This is a genomic window from Chryseobacterium sp. 2987, from assembly GCF_031456375.1.
Classification (GTDB): Bacteria; Bacteroidota; Bacteroidia; order Flavobacteriales; family Weeksellaceae; genus Chryseobacterium; species Chryseobacterium vaccae.
The window spans coordinates 172,877-190,547 of the sequence record NZ_JAVDUN010000003.1; the positions used below are offsets into that span (position 1 = coordinate 172,877).

Here is a 17,671-nt window from a genome sequence, read left to right on the forward strand (position 1 = left end):
TTAAAAAGCTGCCAGGATATTTGTTTCCAGCTATCCCGGCAATCTTTAAAAACTTAATCACCTATTGTTATTCGTTACAGCCTCTTTTAATACAGTTCCATCCGGTACGGGAAATATCTACTCCCGGGGTGGTACCTCTGTAAAGCTGAACACATTTTAAATCTGTATTATAAATAACCATTCCTTCCACCGGAACCAGAGCATTTCTCTGAGCGGTGGTCATATGAGTAACCACAAGACCTTTTCCGGCACTATCCAGAACAAGCTGCCCGTTCGGAACATTTTTAGGCCAGTTCGCAGCAGTAATCGATGGTTTGGTAAGAATTCCGATCTGTGCATAGCTGTCCGGCGTACCTGTTGCTCCAGGTTTGATACAATGGCAAGGCACGATTTTCTTTCCTGATCCGTAACCGGTCATATAAGTAGGACCTACCACCACCTGTGTTGCTGTAACGATATTGGCTGATGCTACGTTCCAGGTTATTATATTAAAGGTTGCTCCATTATATAATTCCAAAGGAAATAACGGACCTCCTGATGTCTTACTACCGAATAATGTTACCGCTCCTGTAGCACTGATATTTACTCTTACTGAAGGGGCTGAAGATGTTCCTATGATCTGCCAGATTTCAGGTATTCCACCCGATCCGTAAACAGATCCGTCTGCGAAACGGATATTCGGAACAGCTGTAGAAAACTGAATTTCCTGCGTAGCAAGCTGAGTTCCGTTGATGTTAAGGTTAAAAGAATTATCAAGCGTATAAATATCGAAGACAAAACCAAAATCGGTGGCTGGCTGAGAGAAAGTTACCGGATCTCCGTCTTCTGTACTGAAAGCATTCCCCTGAACATCTTCCGTACATATTGGCGTTGGAGAAAACATTACATTGGCATTATTCAATAAATTGTTACAATTACCTCCTAACCCGTTATTCGCACATTCATATTCTGCATTGGTAGGTGGAACTGCAGGGTTAGGGTTGGTTGCATCCGGGTCGGTTACGTCATTCGGACGAAGTATTCCTGCTTTTACTGTTAAATTTCCCGGTGTTGCAGAAGCAGTAACCGTTACAGTGAATTTATAGGTAATTTCACATCCGTTAGGCAAATTAAGTGCAGACGAATAAGTACGTGTCGCAGGATTGTAAGTTATTGCTGTCGATTCACTTCCGCATCCGTTGGCTGTGAAAACAAGAGACTGCGGATCCAGACCCGGCGGAAGAGTAAAAGTAAACGGAGCTTCCGTAACACCGCTTGGACCGTCATTTTTCACTTTTACAGTGTAGGTAAGCTGTTCTCCTACTGAAACCGCAGATTTATCCGGTACTACCTGGGTTACTTTTAAGTCTGCAATTTTCACTTCCACAGTGGTAGCAATTGTCGCTGCATTTCCTTTGATAAAAGTCCATGTATCAATTGACCTTACATCTCCGAACAGCCCGGAGGTTCCTGATCCTCCTACTCCCCAGATATGTCCGTTAGTTACACTGCTGATTCCTGCACTGTTTACCGGAGGCAGGTGGGTATTGTTTTTAGGGTTAGAAGATGTACCGGTGCTTCCATTTGGAATATCAGTATCATTCCAGTAAACAAGATCTGATGCTACATTACTCAGATTGGTATGATCCAGAAGCTGGATAATTGTTCCATTCCTGTTATACTCCATATCAATGAACGGGAAGTGTACTTCCGCTCCCTGAAGCTGTACCGTTACTTCTGCTGGTACTGAACCTATTGGCAGTGAATTTCCGGAACCATCCTTTCCATCCCAGAAAATAGAATTAACTCCTGCTACAGACGGTCCCGTAAGGGTACGCGTAACAAAAGCAGCCGGATTTGCTGTGCTTTGGATCACAATTTTATACTGCCCGGGAGCCCCTGCGTTAAATTTAATATATCCTCCTTTCCCACTTACCTGTGCTGGTGTTCCATCAACTCCTACCAGCTGAACTCCTGTCACATCTGGTACAATTACTGTGCTTTTAAGCCAGGTAGAACCTCCCGGAACAGCTCCTGATGATGTTGTTGGCAAATCTGCCGCAGGAAGGCTGTAGAACAGTTTATGGGTAATGTGTTTAGAAGTATCGGCTAAATTGGGATTATGTGCTTTTCCTGTTAAAAAAGCGGTTGTGGACTGGTCAAGACTTTTATAAACAGGATTTTGTGTAGTGGGATCTATAAACCCATTGTTATTCGCATAAAAAGTAAAATAAAGTCCATTATTCCCGTTATTATTTACTCTATAAGTGTATCCGTCTTTTGTTAGTACATATACCAATCCATAAAATCCATCAGTAGCTGCAGAAGAGGTTCCGTTGGAAAGATTCAGGATATTGGCATACACACGTCCTTGCACAAATCCTGTATTGCCTGTATTAATAACGGATACGTCCCATGCTGCAATTCCGGCATTGGTACTGCTTTGCGTCCAGTTACTATCTGCACTTACTGTTGTGGAAGGATCTGATGTTGCCCGTCCCACGAACTCAACACGGTAAATACCGGCTTCTGTTACAGGATGATAGATGGGTGTATATCTGCCTCCCCCTGTCTGCCCAGACAGCTGTGGTCCTGCAATTTCTGCACTTCTGCTGGAAATCTGTCCACTGGAAGTATTGTTAACAACCTGTGTTCCATCTGGTGCAAAAAGCCTTATTCTTCCTGTTCCTCCATTCTGTGCACTTGAAGCCAGAGTAATGATTTCTCCTGGTATGGCATATACATAATGCGTTCCTTCATTGGCGAAAGGCCAGCTATCTGTGGTAGTGGTGCTTGATCTCAAAAATGCACGGAGCCCGGTAGCACCTGACGGGTACAAATTCCTGGAGCCGTCTGCCAAAAGCCATCCGCTGCACAACAGACATACAAAAGTTATTACAGCTCTAAACTGTAGATGATACTTCATATTATTTTTCATTAATTCATTCATTTATTGTTCGTTCATTTTCAGATTCAGGCATGAACTTACCTGTGCTCCTGTAAAAGAAGCATGAGAATTTTAGTTAATACGTTAAAAATCAAATAATAAAAGGAGGTGGCCTTATGGCATGGGATTCAGAAAAATGGTGTTCTAAAAACAGCTCATCCAAACTTCCGGAGACGATACTGGTTCCGTATAAATAATTCTGAACATAAAGAACATCCACAGATCTATGAAGTGATGATTTTATTTGAGTTTCTCCTGTTGAAGCAATAAAAAAGAGGTCTTTCCTGCCCGGAACGGACAGGTCACTTCCGGAAGAAGAGTTTTTGGAATATAGAATAGCCGCTGCTTTGATCTGCTCTGTTTTGATCTGCTCTCTTTTATCTGAAGATTTTACAGTTTTCGGTTTCTTATTCTGTCTGATTTTTATTTTCCTGTTTTCTTTAGAAATCAGGACTTGTTTTATTTTTATATTGGAATCTCCAATAAAAATAGTTGTACCCTTGGTTACGTATATTACGTTCTGTCCTAAGCCTTCTATTCGCTCATTATAAGATAGTGCATGGAATTTTGAAGAAACACTGATTAAAATAAGAATACACAGCGTAATCCACTTCCTTAAAGAAAGTATACCCGGCAGCACATCTATTTGCGTTTTTTTATTCATTATTCCTGTGTCAGGATATTATAAACTGCAGACATAAATAATACAGTTTATGAGATTTGATCGGTACAGTGACCACACCCCCCTCCTCTGACAGGCACAAAGATAATGCGCTAAAAACCGCTTTAAAAGGCATTCTATTACCATTTTCCTCAAAATGATAAAGTTCCCGGATGATTATTTCACCTTCTCTTCTTCAAGATGTTTTATAAATAGAGAAGGAGACATTGAAGTTACTTTTTTGAAAATAGTAGCAAATTTATTCTGGGAAGAAAAACCGGCTTCCTCTGCCAGAACTGCAATTTTATATTTCCTGTACTTTGGATTGATTTTCAATTTCTTTATCACATAATAAACTCTGAGCTCATTGATATAGTTATTGAAATCTTTCTTCTTATGGGTATTGATAATAAATGAAAGGTATTTTGTGTTGGTCTCAAAAAGTGAGGCCAGATAAGGAAGTGAAATATTATTATTGGTAAATATATCAGACCTTTCAAATTCGTATAGCTTAATCAGTATTTTTCTTTCTGTGGCAGTGGTCATTGTAACTGAATATTCCTGTTCTGTTCTTCTTTCGTTTTCTTCAATATCTTTTGAAAAAGATTCGGCTTCCTCAACCGGCTCTTTCTCAGATATTCTTTCTTTATTCACTTGTTTAAGGATTTCATTGAACCGCTGTAAGTTTTTTTTGTGTTTTATTCTTGTATAGAGCATAAATCCAACGATAATCAAGATGAGTAGCACAGCTCCAATAAAGATGATAACATCTTTTCTGAAACTGCCTTCCGATATTTCATTGTTCTGTTCATACAGCCGGGTGTAGGATTCGTTAATAAAAGCATTACTTTTTTCAGTGATTTTCTTGTTCACCGAATCCTTTTTTATGGCAACTTTTGTTAAGTTTCTGACATCATTTGTTTTCAGATAATATTGCTGGGCAGTATTGTATACCGCATTTTTCAGCTGAAGAAATCCTGATGTCCCGGAAATTTTTTCGGCCAGATCCAGATATTTTTTGGCATTTTTCAAATCGCCCTTCTCAATACATACCTGAGCAAGGCCATTGTAAATTAAACCGGTGATATGGCTTTCCGGAAGTTCTTTACTAAGCCCCATCGCTTTTTGATAATGGGTCAGGGCTTCATCCTGATTTTTCAGATAATAATAGTTAAGCCCCAGAAGCTGTTCATTGTTTGCAGAAAAGAAATCTGTTTTCTGACCGGATTCATTGAAATATTTTTGGGCTTTAAGAATATACTGATTCGATTTATGAAACTGCTCACGTTCCTGCTCATAATAGGCTAGCTCCTGCATAGCCATTCCTCTGGTCATATTGGCGACTTTCTTATTCTCTATCCTGTCGCAGAGATTAAAGGTTTTCAGGGAATATTTTTTAGACTGGCTATAAAGCTTCAAAAGACGATACTGGGTTGCTAAAAAGCCGGAAACCTTAGCCCTCCAAAGGTAGTCTTCAGAATCCTCGAGTAGTACTTCAGTTTTATGAGCATAACCGATAGATTTTTTGAGATCTCCTGACTGCTGATATAATGAAGCCAAAAGCATCAGGCTTTTTACCTGAAAGTATGGAGATGCAGATACAGTATACAATGAATCAGCCGTTTTCACAGCCTGACTAAAGTTTTTTTGAGAGGTTTCAAGATACGTTTTCGTATAAATTGTATTATACTTTAGGGTATCCTGAGCATTTACGGCTATATACAGCAGTAAAACAAAAGGTAGAAATAATTTATTCATCCAAGTGTACTAATATTCGGAAAATGACAGCTAAAACATAAATCCTACTTATTCCAAAAGCTTAATGACTCCGGAATAAAACATTAATCATTTTTCGGAAATGAAAAATTTAAAAATAAAAGAATTGGAAGGGCAGAAACGCCCGGGTTTGAATACATACCTGCTCATTAAACAGGTACAGTAGCTGATGTATCTTGTTTCATAATTTTTTTCTGGTTATAGGGTTGTGTTTATATTTTTTATTTCCACTTCTTACAATTGGAGTTATTCAGACATCCGTTCAGAAGTTTTTTTCGTTGTCTCCTCTATTTAAAGGATTCAGCTGTGTTTTATCTTTTATTCTGATAAGCTCTTTTGTGATATCACAAAATTATATTTTCATATTTCCGGCATCCTTATCTAAAGCCGCATAAAAATGATAAAAAAGCGAACATCCTTATAACAGATCCCCGCTTTGTAAAAAAGCAAAGAGTAAACTCTGATCTGAGTCTCTTTGCTATTTTTTTTCATTTCATTGTTTTTTAGAATCGCAGCTCTTTATAAACTTGCAGTGCAAAAGTAGACTTCTATCTCCTACTAATAAACTGTATCATTTACCAAATTAAGGAACAAACAATAAAAAAAATCAATACAAATGGATGATTAGCAACAAATTATAAATATTGTTAAATTCACGATAATAATAAAAACAAACCCTGATAAAAAGCAAAACAGACCTTCAGAAGTTGATACTCTCTTTAAACCGGCCCTAGATTTTCTCTAAACTGGCTCGGAGTAAGTCCGGTGTTTGATTTAAAAAATTTCGTAAAATTGGTTACTTCATTAAATCCTAAACTATAGGCAACCTCACTTATATTATATTCTTTACACGCCAGGTTTCTTTTAATTTCCAGAACCATTCTTTCAGCCATCCATTTTTTAGGAGTGCTTTTTTCTATCTCAACAAATGCTTTTTCGAGAGTTCTTATACTTACATTAAGGTGGTCTGTAATATCCTGTATTGTATATTGTCTGCTTAACTTCTGGCTGACAAAAGATTTAAACTTAGAAACCAGAAGCTTATATGGATGGGTATCCAGAATATGGTCCTGCGGCTTATACAACTGATCTGCAATAAGCAGAATATTAAACAGATAATTGTTCAAAATACAGGTTTGCAGCTCACTGTAAGGTCTTGAAAGCTCTTCACTGATAAAATTAAAAAGAGACAACAATTCTTCAAAGCGGCTTTCTACACACACATACGGCATTTTCAAAGGATCGTTGAACAGATTTGTCAATCCAAAAAACTGGGTCTGAATATTATTTCTGCAGAGAAAATCTTCTGTAAAAATCAGCACCCTGCCCTTATAGGAAACAGGATCATGAAACTGAGCAATCTGATTTTGAGATAGAAACAGCATATGTTTTTCTTTAACATCAATGCAATTAAAGTCAACAGAATGTTTTCCCTGCCCTTCACAATAAAAATTAACGGCATAAAATGATATTTTATGAGGCTTTAAAAGTTGTTCAGGCCTGAGCACAAGCAGTTCCGAAATCTCTTTCGTATTGATAGACTTCTGGTTATTTTCTGCGTGTAAAAACGGTTCTATTGAAAATTCTTTCATCTCTGTGATTATGTTATGTTTAGAAATTTCTACACATAAACCGCTATAAATATAATATTTTTTCTAAAATAAAGTGTATTTAATAAATATTATAAATCATAATGCTTTATGAAAGCAGTCAATTTTTAATAATTTAAAACATCTGCTGGATATAATTATAACAAAAAAACCATATTTATAAAAAATATGGTTTAATAAACACAATTGATGAAAAAAAATATTTCTATAAACTTATTCGCAGACTGCGGTAAGAGGCAAGAAATAAAAATTAGAAACATAGAGTGGACTGTGAATTTCTATGAAATCTAAAAATTGGGTCAAAGATAATTCTTTATCCTTCCAATAGATTGATAGAAACCCGCAATAGAATGGTAAAAACACGAACGAACAGAACAGACTGTTCTGTTTTCTCAAACAGCAAGCCTCAATTTCATTTATTTTTATATATCTATTTATAATAAAACCATTATAAATTTCATCCTTATCATTATTTTCTGTTATCCACTTACCAATAAGCCATTTCACTCTAACTTTCTTCATCTGAAATCAGGTTATTTTAATACATTTGTTATAAAACATATTGTTTATGAATTTTGAGCAGATCCATTTACATCTTGATGCTTACAAAGAACATGACCAGATTCTGGATGCCGCCAAATATCTGATCCACTCTTTTAATCTGGAACATGAGAACTTTGCCGGATTTGGATTCAGGCAAGAGCTTTCACCAACCTCAATGCTTCTTACGGCAGAGGGAGTACTGGGGGGGCCGCAAACCGTTATGATTCCGCGGAATTTATTTGATTTTGACCTGGGCCTTGTCCTCAATATGATCGCCCATGAAATGCTGCATGTTCGCCAGAAAGCACCCGGACAAGTAATAGAAGACAAAAATGAAAGAGAGTTTCAGGCGTACTATGAAATGCTTTTTCATACCGTTTTTCCTCAAATTCCGGATGTTTCAGACTTTCATAAGAAATTTTTCGGTGGAAAAGCCCTGGAATATTATAAAAGAATGGGTGAAAGCTCAGAACTACAGCAAAAATATGCAGAACAAAAAACAGAAGTTGAACATTTAATTAATACACTACCATGACCACAAAACCAGATATTACCTGGGCCGATTTTGAAAAAATAGACATCCGTTGCGGAACCATACTTTCAGTTAACGATTTTGAAAAAGCGAGGAATCCATCTTATCAGCTGGAAATAGACTTTGGGGATTTGGGAATCAGAAAATCATCAGCACAAATTACATCACTTTATCAAAAAGAAGAATTAATAGGCAAACAGATTTTAGCCGTTGTTAATTTCCCTAAAAAACAAATTGCCAACTTTTTTAGTGAATGCCTTGTTTTGGGATTGTATGGGGAAGACAAAAAAGATGTTACCCTTCTAAGCCCTTCTCTGCCTACAAAAAACGGAATGCAGGTGGGATAATCAATAAAAAACACCTATGATACAGAATATACCATTAGAAAGAATTTTATTTCTTGATATCGAAACGGTTCCTCAGGCAGGATCCTGGAATGAATTATCTGAAACCGAGCAGCATCTCTGGGACAAAAAAACCAAATTTCAGAGAAAAGACGATATTTCAGCTGCTGAATTTTATGAAAGAGCCGGTATTATGGCCGAATTCGGGAAGATCATCTGCATTACCATAGGAATGCTTGAAAAAAATGAAACCCTGAAAATAAAAAGTTTCTCCGGACATGATGAAAAGAAAATGTTGCAGGAATTCGGGGAAATCTTCAACAGCCCAAGGCTTCGTGACGTGATCCTTTGTGCCCATAACGGAAAGGAATTTGATTTCCCCTGGATTGCAAGACGGTTTCTGATCAACGGTATGCAGCCTCCTGTCCCCTTCCAAATGTTTGGGAAAAAGCCATGGGAAATTCCGCATATTGATACCATGGAACTTTGGAAATTTGGGGATTATAAAAGTTTTGTGTCTCTGGAATTACTGGCTCATGTCTTTGGTATTCCCACTCCTAAAGACGATATAGACGGTTCAATGGTTTCATCAATTTACTACATAGAAAAAGACTTGCAGCGAATAGTGGACTATTGTGAAAAAGATGTCTTAACTTTGGCAAATATTTTCCGGCGCATGCGTCAGGAAGATTTGTTGAAAAGGAATATCAATCTAGATTAAAAAATGAAATTTACTGACGATCAAATTGCTGACATTGGTGAGGAAATCATCAAAGTACTGAAATCCGTATATGACCCTGAAATTCCGGTGGATATTTACGAATTAGGACTGGTGTATGATGTACAGATCTCTGATGACGCTGACGTAAAAATTATAATGACCCTTACCACTCCAAACTGCCCCGTTGCTGAAACTCTGCCACAGGAAGTAAAGGATAAGGTTGCAGAAGTAGAACACGTGAAAAGCGTTGATCTGGAGCTTACTTTCGAGCCCAGCTGGAACAAAGATATGATGAGCGAAGAAGCCAAGTTTGAATTGGGAATGCTTTAAATCTAAGGCAGAGGTTTAACTGTCTTTTACAGACCACTCAAATTCTCTCCCAACCTTCGACTTTCATTAAAATAATAAAACCTCAGAAATAAATCTGAGGTTTTTTGTTTTTCTAAATATCTTTTGCAATTTCTTTCCCTTCTCTACGGCTCCATTCGCTCCAGGAACCTACATAAAGATCAGGAATATTGAATCCTGCATAGTTCAGTGCTAAAATGGTATGACATGCAGTAACCCCTGATCCACAGTGAATAATCAGATGCTCGGGTTTACCTTGTAATAATTGTGAATATTTTTCTTTTAAGACTTCTGGCTTCAGGAAACTCCCAGTTTCATCAAGGTTTTCCGAAAAAGGAATATTGATAGCTCCCGGAATATGCCCTGCCACCAGATCAATAGGCTCTGACTCTCCTCTGTAACGGTATGCATCCCGTACATCAATAACGACAGATGAATTATTTCTCAGCCCATTTTCAACATCTTCAAGGCTTACAACAGGCAAAATCCAATGATCTTTTTCAGTTAATAGAGCTTTGTCAAAAGTTTCCTCTCCTGAAGAAAATTCAATTCCGTTTTGTTCTGCAGCCTGCATTCCTCCGTCAAGAACCTGTACATTTTCAAATCCGAATGCTTTTAACATCCACCACGCCCTCGCAGCAGCATTAGCCCCGTTTTTATCATCATAAATAACAATACGGGAGTCTTCGGATATTCCAAGATCAACAAGAGTCTCTGCAAACCTTTCAACAGCCGGAAGCGGATGTCTTCCACCAAACGCAGCATCTTCACCTATTTCAGCAAGATCGTTATCCAGGTCTATAAAACGGGCTCCTTCAATATGTTTTTCAAGATAGTTCTGACGCATATCTTTTCCAGCTCTGGCATCAAGAATGATGAGGTTTTCTGCTGAAATATTTTTTAATTCGGATGATGAGATTATTGGAGACATCTTGTTTATTTTGGTGTTAATTCTAATTAAAGTAAAGCGGGCTAAAGCCCGCTTCTATTAATATTTTATAAACCTTACAGATCAAACGGATACGTATGCTTGCTAAATCTGTTAAAGTTTTTATCTAAAAATGAAAAATATCCTTTGCTTTATTGTATGAGCTTTCGAAATTCAGCAGATTCAGATTATGATCTACTTTTTCAACACTCATAAAATTGATCACCTGTTCTGTAGGCATATTGCCCACAAGATCATCTTTTGCCATCGGACACCCTCCTATTCCTTTGATTGCACTGTCGAATCTTCGGCAGCCTTTATCGTAAGCCGCTTTTAATTTGGAGTAAGAATCTTCATATCGGTTATGGAAATGTCCTCCAAAATTAATTTCCGGATATTGGGAAGGAATTTTCTCAAATAAAAGAGCTATCGTTTCCGGAGTTGCAACTCCTGTTGTATCAGACAGTAAAACATCTTTAACTCCTATTTCTGAAAATCTTTTCGCCCAGAAATCTACGTCTTCCCACTTCCACATTTCGCCGTACGGATTTCCAAAAGCCATGGAAAAGTAGATATTCAGCTGCTTTCCTTCATTTTTAGTCAGCTCCAGCATTTTAATGATTTCCTCAAAAGCTTCTTCCTGACTTTTATTGGTATTTCTGTGCTGAAACGTTTCCGAAATAGAAAACGGAAAACCTAAAATATCCACAGAAGGATGTTTTAAAGCTTTTTCTGCCCCTCTGTAATTTCCGATAATAGCAGAAACTTTGGTATTGGATAATGATTTATCAATATTTTCAGCAACCTCATAAGAATCAGCCATCTGAGGAATTGCTTTTGGAGACACAAAGCTCAGACAGTCCAATACATCAAAACCAACTTCCATCAAAGAGTTGATATAATCTATTTTTTTGTTGGTAGGGATAAATTCTCCCCATCCCTGCATGGCATCTCTAGGACATTCGGTAAGAAACATTGTACTTTTTGATTTTCTCAAATATAATAAAACTAAATAATTTGATATACACGGCATACAAATCTAAGATTATTTTGATTTTCAACAGCTTACTTCCAATTTATAATTTCAATACTTTATATTTCTTTACAAATAAATTATCCCGGGTATAATATTTCCGGTTATTTCCAGATAAAGAGTACATCAGATCTATTCAACATTAGTATTTAAAAAAGAAATTTTAATAAAAATTTAGTTTTTAAATATTTTAATTATTCTTTATGATTTTGTGATCACTAGAGATCAAATTTTGTGAAAAAATTAAAAATATAAAACAAATGATCTTACTCGCCTAAATTCCATTTTGAAATAACTATACTTTTATATATTTTATTAAAAAAACAGTCTATTATCAGATAAAAATGATATAAATTTGTTAAAAAAAACACACATTAGACGAGATATGAACAATTATGACGATAAAGAGCAGAAAAAAATCATTCTAGGGTATAAACTGATGAAAAAGTTGAAGCCTGTTGCAGAGGTGCTGAGCTTGGTTTTGTTACTGCTGGTGTTATTTTTATTATTAAAAACCTTTATAAAGGGTTCATAAAGAGAGCTTAATAAACTAATTTTCCGGAAAATATCCGAACGCAACATTAGACCGTATTCTTCAATATAGTCTATCTGAATTTATATACAGGCATTCGTGCAAATTATGAACAAATTACATTGTATATTTGTTCAAATTTATGATATCTGATGAGTACAATAGAATTTAGCCCATTGTGGAAAGAGAAATTACTGAACCGTTTTCTCAGCTATGTAAAAATATATTCAACCAGTGATGCTGAAAGTGAAACAACACCTTCAACAGCAAGACAGTGGGATATTGCAAAATATATTACTGAAGAACTGAGAACAATTGGTTTAGAAAATGTCTCAATAGATGACAACGGCTATATCATGGGCTATGTGCCTTCTAACCTTGAAAATGATGACAGACCTACAATCGGGTTTATTTCACATTATGATACCTCGCCTGATTTCAGCGGGGAAAATGTAAACCCTCAGGTTTGGAAAAATTATGACGGAAACGATCTTCTTTTAAACCAGGCTACAGGATTTACCCTGTCTTCTTCAAAATTTGAAAGTTTAAAAAAATATATTGGCCAGACCCTCATTACAACAGACGGAAATACTCTTCTGGGAGCAGATGATAAAGCAGGATGTGCAGAAATTGTAACTGCAGCAGAGTATCTGATCGCCCACCCGGAGATCAAGCACGGAAGAATTGCCGTAGGATTTACGCCTGATGAAGAGATCGGAAGAGGAGCACACAAGTTTGATGTTGCCAAATTCGGTGCGGAATGGGCTTACACGATGGATGGCGGAGAAGTAGGTGAACTGGAGTATGAAAACTTTAATGCAGCAGGTGCTGTAGTAAAAATCCATGGTCTCAGTGTTCACCCGGGATATGCTTATGGAAAAATGGTGAATGCTGCCCTTTTAGCCGCTGAATTTGCCCAAATGCTTCCTGCCGGAGAAACCCCAGCTACCACTAAAGGTTTTGATGGGTTCTATCATTTAATGGACATCAATGCTGATATTTCTGAAGCTAAACTTCAATATATCATCCGTGACCATGATGCTGATAAATTTGAAGGCAGAAAGAAATTCATGGAGGAAAAAATCGCTGAATTCAACCAGAAACATGGTGAAGGAACTGCTGAAGTGGAAATTAAGGAACAATACAGAAACATGAAACAGCAGTTTGAAGGCAAAATGCATATTGTAGATCTTGCAGCCAAAGCGATGAAAGACGCTGGTATTGAGCCTAAAATTAAAGCGATCAGAGGAGGTACTGACGGTGCTCAATTATCATACATGGGTCTTCCATGTCCGAATATTTTTGCAGGAGGAATTAATTTCCATGGTCCTTATGAATATGTTGCTCTGGAAAGTATGGAAAAAGCAACGGAAGTCATCATTAACATTGTAAAAGCTTAGTTTTGATGAAAAGATTCTCAGTGTTCTTATTCATGTTAATCTTTGCTGTCAGCCATGCACAGGTTTCTGCCTTCCTGAAAGCAGACTCTCGGTATGACAGGAAGGTAAAGGCTCTGTACAAAAAATACCCCAAGCCTAATGATGAAAGAACCAAGCAGGAATGGCTTCTTACGGAAGAGAAAATTTCCGCCTATGAAAACGCTTTAGAGAAGATTTCTGAGGAAGAAAAGAAGAAAATAACGGACGCTCCACCTCCTTTTGCACAAAAGGTAACTAAGGAAGCCGAATATGAAACAGGAAAAGCCGCTTTTCAAAAACTCTTAAATGAGGCTGTAGATTTATCTTTTCTGAATTATCCGGCTGGCTCTTATAAAGCAACCTTAAGATTTGCTGTAGATGCTAAAGGAAACGTCTTCCAACCTAAAGTAAAAGGGAATAATGAAGATGTGAATACTTTTGTTGAAGCCGCTTTTTACAAAATCAAAGATAAAGGAAAATGGAAACCTGCTGAAGAAAACGGAAAACCGGTAATGTCAGCCGTTGTCCTTCCTTTAAATCTAAACCTTAAACAATAAAATATACAACCCGCTGAATGTACAGCGGGTTTATTTTTTTCTATATTTACCTGATCACCAATCATTAACAAAAACTTTTTTATTATGAAAACAATGAAAAAACTTTTAAGAAAGGACCTTATTCTGATTCTTGGAAACGGCGGAGGAGGCTGTCATATGAACGGAGATTCTGCCTATTGCTGGTCTGACTGTGAGTGCACTTTTGGAAAGGCCTGTGAAATGGCTGATGACGGAAATCCCGGAACCTGTGTATCTGTTGGCGGCGGAAATCCCGGTGGAGGTGGCGGAGGTTGTGAGCCTATACAAATCTGTGAAGAGCAGCCTTATTAAAAAAATCAACCGGAAGAATATTCATCCGGTTTTTTTATGCTCTATTTATGGCAAACTTTCCTTTTAGTCTCTTCCGGTCGTTAAATAAAAGCTTTTTTACCTGTAAGGGAACGCCAGCCGAACCATACGGCAATCAGGGCAATTCCTGCCCGCATCACCACCATGGGGATAATAGAATCCGATTCTAAAAATCCTGCTAATCCAGACAGCAGGAAAGTAACCATCAGCTGCATAAATCCCATCACAGCAGCAGCCGTTCCCCTACCTTCTTTAAAAGGAGACAGCGCATGGGCAGAAGTAATGGGAAACAGAATTCCTATAGCCAGCAATGACAGATACAGCATCCCGATTTCTAAAGCAACCGAAAGATCTCCAGCTGCAATAAGGATATGAAGACAGCAAACAGACAATAATACAACAGTAGCCATAAACAAAAGCTTAGTGTCTTTTATCCTTTTAACCAGCTTTGGAGTAAGGTATGCTGCCGTAATTAAAGCCAAAGAATTAAACCCGAATATCAAGCTGAATACTCCACTGGAGAAACCGTGAAGTTTCATAAATAAAAAAGGGGCATTGGAGATATAAATGATCAGGGAAGCAAAGGCAATACTCCCGATCATGGTATTATTGATAAAATCCTTATTGGAAAGAATGAATTTCAACTGCTCTTTTAAACTCTTTTCATTTTCTATCTGATCCTGGATTTCTATTTTGGAATTGGTTTCAGGAATATATCTGATCACCATAAACAAAGTAATCATTCCCAATATACCCAAGAAAGCAAACGAACTGTTCCAACCCCAGAATTTAAGAAATACACTTCCCAGCAACGGAGCAACAATCGGAGCAATTCCGCTGATCTGAGACTGCTGTGAAAAAATAGCGACCGACTTTTGTTTGTCATACAGATCGATCACAATAGCCCTGCCGATCACAATACCGGCACTTCCTCCAAAAGCCTGCAGAAAACGCATCACCCATAAAACATAAATATTAGCCGTGAAAAATATAGCAGCTGTTCCGGCAATGAAAAGCAGAAGTCCGCAGTACAGCATGGGTTTCCTTCCTGTTTTATCAGACAAAGGGCCCCAAAGCAATTGCCCAAAGGCAAATCCGGCAAAAAATACGGAAATTGAAATCTGAATATGCCCGATATCTGTTTTAAAAATTTGGGCCATACTTGGGAAAGCTGGCAGATAAAGGTCTATACTAAGGGATTCCAACGTGTTGAGCAGTGCCAGAATAAACACTACCAGATTCAAATTCTTCATAAAAAGCAATAAGCCTTCACAGGCGGTTTTCTGTCTGCAAAATTGATTGAAAAACCAAGACCTTTCAATAAAAGAACTGAAGGAAGACCAGCACAAACTGAAGATTTACCATTACACCCACACCTTTATTCTACCTTTTAAGCTAAAATAAAAGGAACATTCTGAAGATCAATGATCCCCTTGTTTAAATCCCTCAGGATTCTGCCCTGTCTGTTTTTTAAAAAACCGGGAAAAGTAAGAAGCATCACTGAACCCCAGTTTAAAAGCAATTTCTTTAACCGTCAAAGCCCCAAAGCTAAGTTCTCTTTTAGCCTCAAGCAAAAGCCGCTGATTAACCATTTTCTTTACGGTTGTACCTCTTGAAAGACGGACAATATCATTAAGATGATGAGGACTTATCTTTATTTCATCTGCATAAAAACGGGTATCTTTATGAACAATATAATGTTCTTCTATCAGGCTGATCAACTCCTGAATACGCTGCTTTTCCTTAGCTAACGGATTCTGTACATTCATCTGCTCCGTAATGATAATACAAAATGCTTTCAGATAGGTTTTCAGCAGATCAATTCGTGAAGCACCATCATATTCCTGTTTTATGAGTGAAATGATGCTGCTACAGGCTTTTTCACTTTGATTATCTAAAGAAAAAGGAACCGTTCCTCCGGTAAGTACAGGCTCAATAGCACATGCTTCTTTAAATATTTCCCTCGACACCGCAAGCACATACCCCTTTTCACCGCGCAGTTTCATATTAAATACCTGCCCCGGAGCAATAATGCAGACCTGACCATGGCGAAGAATATGTCTTTCAAAATCCAGTTCAAGAAAGCTGTTTTCCTTAATTTCACCGAACCAGATGATCTCAAAGAAATTATGACGGTGAACATCATTAAAATTCTCCGGATGTCCTGTTTCCAGAGTACTGAACTGAAATTCTTCGGAAGTCAGATGATGGACAGGGATTTCTTTTTCTGGTAAATTCATAGATACAGCTGTTCATAAACAAAAACCACAGCAAAAAAGTGCTGCGGTTTTCTACAATATTCAAATTAAATATAATTTTATTGATTTTGCTGGCTGCCTAAAAAAGCATCCCAGCCCTGGGCCGTAAGAGCAACTAACTGATTAGATCCTCTTGCTACCATAAAGTTTCCGTCTTCTTTTTCCACCGCATGACCAATAATAGTAAAATCAGGATGATTTTTAATTTTATCAAAATCATTTGGAGAGATAGTGAATAGCAGCTCATAATCTTCACCTCCGCTTAATGCTGTCATTACCGGGTTTAAATTCATTTCATCAGCTGTAGAGATGGTAAGACTGTCCAGAGGAATCTTCTCTTCATACAGTCTGAATCCTACTTTAGACTGATCGGAAAGGTGAAGGATTTCAGAAGCCAGACCGTCCGAAATGTCAATCATAGAAGTTGGTTTAATACCCAGTTCTTCCAGAATTTGTTTAACATCTGTTCTTGCCTCTGGTTTCAACTGTCTTTCCAGGATATAGTCATACCCTTCCATTTCCGGCTGCATATCAGGATTGGCCAGATAAACGGCATGCTCTCTTTCAAGAATCTGAAGTCCCATATACGCTCCGCCTAAATCACCTGTAACCACAAGAAGATCATTTGGTTTTGCTCCGCTTCTTTTGACAATATTTTCTTCATTTTCAATTCCAACTGCAGTAATGCTCATCACCAGCCCTGAATTAGAACTTGTAGTATCACCTCCAATCAGATCAACCTTGTATCTTGCACAGGCTGCCTGAATTCCGGCATAGATCTCTTCCAGTGCTTCTACCGGAAAACGGCTTGAAACAGCAAGGGAAACCAGAATCTGTGTAGGAACGGCATTCATTGCGGCAATATCGCTGAGGTTTACCACCACCGCTTTATATCCTAAATGCTTTAAAGGTACATAACCCAGGTTAAAATGTACGCCTTCTGCCAGAACATCGGTCGTAAGGATTACTCTTTTATTTTCAGGATTAATAACTGCGGCATCATCTCCCACACCAAGCTCCGAAGATTCATTGGTAAGCGGAAAATGCTCTGTCAAATGCTTAATAAGACCAAATTCTCCCAGCTTTGAGATGGGTGTTAATTCCTCTGATTTATCTTCAAACATATTTTCTTGTAT

The 17,671-nt window shown here is 37.7% G+C and carries 16 protein-coding genes; 7 read left to right on the forward strand and 9 right to left on the reverse strand.

Annotation, left to right across the window (positions count from 1 at the left end; genetic code table 11):
• Positions 1-67 precede the first annotated feature (67 nt).
• The 4 genes from J2Y40_RS10345 to J2Y40_RS10360 form a co-directional block, all read right to left on the reverse strand.
• Positions 68-2,905 carry a hypothetical protein gene (locus J2Y40_RS10345; protein ID WP_309998781.1) on the reverse strand — a complete coding sequence of 946 codons (2,838 nt, stop codon included), beginning with the start codon at positions 2,903-2,905 and terminating at the stop codon, positions 68-70.
• Positions 2,906-3,017: 112 nt separating this feature from the next.
• Positions 3,018-3,590 (reverse strand): hypothetical protein, encoded by a 573-nt coding sequence (locus J2Y40_RS10350; RefSeq protein WP_153397023.1) that lies wholly within the window; start codon positions 3,588-3,590, stop codon positions 3,018-3,020.
• A 174-nt stretch (positions 3,591-3,764) separates the two neighbouring features.
• Entirely contained in the window at positions 3,765-5,345 is a 1,581-nt protein-coding gene (locus tag J2Y40_RS10355) for a tetratricopeptide repeat protein (protein WP_309998783.1), read from the reverse strand.
• A gap of 737 nt (positions 5,346-6,082) precedes the next feature.
• Positions 6,083-6,955, reverse strand: coding sequence for a helix-turn-helix domain-containing protein (locus tag J2Y40_RS10360; protein WP_309998786.1), 873 nt, complete (start codon positions 6,953-6,955; stop codon positions 6,083-6,085).
• 586 nt (positions 6,956-7,541) lie between these two features.
• Between J2Y40_RS10360 and J2Y40_RS10365 the strand changes: the two genes are divergently transcribed.
• Genes J2Y40_RS10365 through J2Y40_RS10380 form a run of 4 tightly spaced genes read left to right on the forward strand, consistent with a single transcriptional unit; the run spans position 7,542 to position 9,443 of the window.
• On the forward strand, positions 7,542-8,051 hold the full coding sequence (locus J2Y40_RS10365) for a hypothetical protein (RefSeq protein ID WP_309998793.1): 510 nt from the start codon (positions 7,542-7,544) through the stop codon (positions 8,049-8,051).
• The gene (locus J2Y40_RS10370) at positions 8,048-8,395 is read left to right on the forward strand and encodes a tRNA-binding protein (protein WP_153397013.1); all 348 of its coding nucleotides are present in this window, start codon (positions 8,048-8,050) and stop codon (positions 8,393-8,395) included. The genes J2Y40_RS10365 and J2Y40_RS10370 overlap by 4 nt, the downstream gene beginning before the upstream one ends.
• 16 nt (positions 8,396-8,411) lie before the next feature.
• Complete coding sequence (locus J2Y40_RS10375) at positions 8,412-9,113, forward strand: 3'-5' exonuclease (RefSeq protein WP_153397011.1); 702 nt, start codon at positions 8,412-8,414, stop codon at positions 9,111-9,113.
• A gap of 3 nt (positions 9,114-9,116) precedes the next feature.
• Positions 9,117-9,443, forward strand: a complete 327-nt coding sequence (locus J2Y40_RS10380; protein WP_062698447.1) for an SUF system Fe-S cluster assembly protein — start codon at positions 9,117-9,119, stop codon at positions 9,441-9,443.
• A 112-nt stretch (positions 9,444-9,555) separates the two neighbouring features.
• Here the strand turns inward: J2Y40_RS10380 and J2Y40_RS10385 are convergent, their stop codons facing one another.
• Both J2Y40_RS10385 and J2Y40_RS10390 read right to left on the reverse strand, forming a co-directional pair.
• Positions 9,556-10,392 (reverse strand): sulfurtransferase, encoded by an 837-nt coding sequence (locus J2Y40_RS10385; protein ID WP_153397009.1) that lies wholly within the window; start codon positions 10,390-10,392, stop codon positions 9,556-9,558.
• Positions 10,393-10,516: 124 nt separating this feature from the next.
• Positions 10,517-11,365, reverse strand: a complete 849-nt coding sequence (locus J2Y40_RS10390; RefSeq protein WP_153397007.1) for a hydroxymethylglutaryl-CoA lyase — start codon at positions 11,363-11,365, stop codon at positions 10,517-10,519.
• A 741-nt stretch (positions 11,366-12,106) separates the two neighbouring features.
• Here J2Y40_RS10390 and pepT point away from each other — a divergent pair.
• From pepT to J2Y40_RS10405, 3 genes are all read left to right on the forward strand, one after another.
• The gene (gene pepT, locus J2Y40_RS10395) at positions 12,107-13,354 is read left to right on the forward strand and encodes a peptidase T (protein WP_153397005.1); all 1,248 of its coding nucleotides are present in this window, start codon (positions 12,107-12,109) and stop codon (positions 13,352-13,354) included.
• 5 nt (positions 13,355-13,359) lie between these two features.
• Positions 13,360-13,929 (forward strand): hypothetical protein, encoded by a 570-nt coding sequence (locus tag J2Y40_RS10400; RefSeq protein WP_153397003.1) that lies wholly within the window; start codon positions 13,360-13,362, stop codon positions 13,927-13,929.
• Between the two features lie 84 nt (positions 13,930-14,013).
• Positions 14,014-14,259, forward strand: a complete 246-nt coding sequence (locus tag J2Y40_RS10405) for a hypothetical protein (protein ID WP_153397001.1) — start codon at positions 14,014-14,016, stop codon at positions 14,257-14,259.
• A gap of 80 nt (positions 14,260-14,339) precedes the next feature.
• On the opposite strand, the gene J2Y40_RS10410 is transcribed toward J2Y40_RS10405, so the two are convergent.
• The 3 genes from J2Y40_RS10410 to thiL form a co-directional block, all read right to left on the reverse strand.
• Positions 14,340-15,530: a multidrug effflux MFS transporter gene (locus J2Y40_RS10410; protein WP_153396999.1), complete on the reverse strand. Its 1,191-nt coding sequence runs from the start codon at positions 15,528-15,530 to the stop codon at positions 14,340-14,342.
• 168 nt (positions 15,531-15,698) lie between these two features.
• Positions 15,699-16,517, reverse strand: a complete 819-nt coding sequence (locus tag J2Y40_RS10415) for an AraC family transcriptional regulator (RefSeq protein ID WP_153396997.1) — start codon at positions 16,515-16,517, stop codon at positions 15,699-15,701.
• Positions 16,518-16,594: 77 nt separating this feature from the next.
• Positions 16,595-17,659 (reverse strand): thiamine-phosphate kinase, encoded by a 1,065-nt coding sequence (thiL, locus tag J2Y40_RS10420; RefSeq protein ID WP_153396995.1) that lies wholly within the window; start codon positions 17,657-17,659, stop codon positions 16,595-16,597.
• Positions 17,660-17,671 lie beyond the last annotated feature (12 nt).

Coding starts and splice junctions, on each gene's coding strand:
- J2Y40_RS10345 (WP_309998781.1), bottom strand. CDS start 2,905: ATGAAGTATCATCTACAGTTTAGAGCTGTAATAACTTTTGTATGTCTG.
- J2Y40_RS10350 (WP_153397023.1), bottom strand. CDS start 3,590: ATGAATAAAAAAACGCAAATAGATGTGCTGCCGGGTATACTTTCTTTA.
- J2Y40_RS10355 (WP_309998783.1), bottom strand. CDS start 5,345: ATGAATAAATTATTTCTACCTTTTGTTTTACTGCTGTATATAGCCGTA.
- J2Y40_RS10360 (WP_309998786.1), bottom strand. CDS start 6,955: ATGAAAGAATTTTCAATAGAACCGTTTTTACACGCAGAAAATAACCAG.
- J2Y40_RS10365 (WP_309998793.1), top strand. CDS start 7,542: ATGAATTTTGAGCAGATCCATTTACATCTTGATGCTTACAAAGAACAT.
- J2Y40_RS10370 (WP_153397013.1), top strand. CDS start 8,048: ATGACCACAAAACCAGATATTACCTGGGCCGATTTTGAAAAAATAGAC.
- J2Y40_RS10375 (WP_153397011.1), top strand. CDS start 8,412: ATGATACAGAATATACCATTAGAAAGAATTTTATTTCTTGATATCGAA.
- J2Y40_RS10380 (WP_062698447.1), top strand. CDS start 9,117: ATGAAATTTACTGACGATCAAATTGCTGACATTGGTGAGGAAATCATC.
- J2Y40_RS10385 (WP_153397009.1), bottom strand. CDS start 10,392: ATGTCTCCAATAATCTCATCATCCGAATTAAAAAATATTTCAGCAGAA.
- J2Y40_RS10390 (WP_153397007.1), bottom strand. CDS start 11,365: ATGTTTCTTACCGAATGTCCTAGAGATGCCATGCAGGGATGGGGAGAA.
- pepT (WP_153397005.1), top strand. CDS start 12,107: ATGAGTACAATAGAATTTAGCCCATTGTGGAAAGAGAAATTACTGAAC.
- J2Y40_RS10400 (WP_153397003.1), top strand. CDS start 13,360: ATGAAAAGATTCTCAGTGTTCTTATTCATGTTAATCTTTGCTGTCAGC.
- J2Y40_RS10405 (WP_153397001.1), top strand. CDS start 14,014: ATGAAAACAATGAAAAAACTTTTAAGAAAGGACCTTATTCTGATTCTT.
- J2Y40_RS10410 (WP_153396999.1), bottom strand. CDS start 15,530: ATGAAGAATTTGAATCTGGTAGTGTTTATTCTGGCACTGCTCAACACG.
- J2Y40_RS10415 (WP_153396997.1), bottom strand. CDS start 16,517: ATGAATTTACCAGAAAAAGAAATCCCTGTCCATCATCTGACTTCCGAA.
- thiL (WP_153396995.1), bottom strand. CDS start 17,659: ATGTTTGAAGATAAATCAGAGGAATTAACACCCATCTCAAAGCTGGGA.